The organism is Bacillus sp. mrc49 (genome assembly GCF_002803435.1).
On the sequence record NZ_PHNG01000225.1, the window covers coordinates 1 to 814 of the forward strand.

The 814-nt window shown below is 43.0% G+C and carries 1 protein-coding gene; it reads right to left on the minus strand.

The annotated features are described in order from the left end of the window. Positions 1 to 310 precede the first annotated feature (310 nt). A partial coding sequence (locus CVN76_RS01600; protein WP_332850582.1) for a DNA translocase FtsK occupies positions 311 to 814 on the minus strand: 504 nt, incomplete at its 5' end.

The window sequence follows — 814 nt, forward strand, 5'->3', positions numbered from 1 at the left end:
AGCACTCATACCCGACCCTTTAATTCCCACAAAATGGTAAGCAGTCATAAAGCGAACCTCCACCAATCGTCTACCTGTACGACAGTATATGACGTCATCTTTTATTTGTTTTTTTCATTACGAGACTTGTTAGAAACGCAATTTCCACATAGGTTTTCATCAATCATTACTCAACAAAAAACTATTATATCACTTATTTGCCCATTCATCCATGTCAGGCAGATGCCAATTTATCAAATCATTGGTTTTTTCGTCATTCAAGGGTTTTCATCCCTTCACATTATATACAATTTCCTTTTAATCGGTTCTCTTAATTAACATGTAAAAATTCCAGTTCTTCCTCCGTGATCAATACATCCCTCGGTCTGGAGCCCCTGGATTCAGAAACGACCCCTTGCTGCTCCATCATTTCTATTAAACGCGCAGCGCGGTTGTACCCTACACGGAAGCGCCTCTGCACACTCGATGCCGATGCAGCCTGTTGATTCACGACAAATTCACATGCCTCGAAAAACAGTTCATCCGCTTCCTCCGTGACCTCTGCCACTTTCAGCAAATCTTCCTGCTCAAACAGGTATTTCGGTTGTTGCTCGAGTTTAACGTGATTCACTACCTCATCGATTTCCTCATCACTGACAAAGGTCCCCTGCAGTCTAACCGTTTTTGAAGAGCCATTTTCAGCAAATAGCATATCTCCTCTTCCAAGCAATTTTTCCGCTCCGCCGCTATCGATGATCGTGCGGGAATCGACTTGTGAAGAAACCGAAAAAGCGATCCTTGTCGGGATATTTGCCTTGATCAATCCGGTAATGAC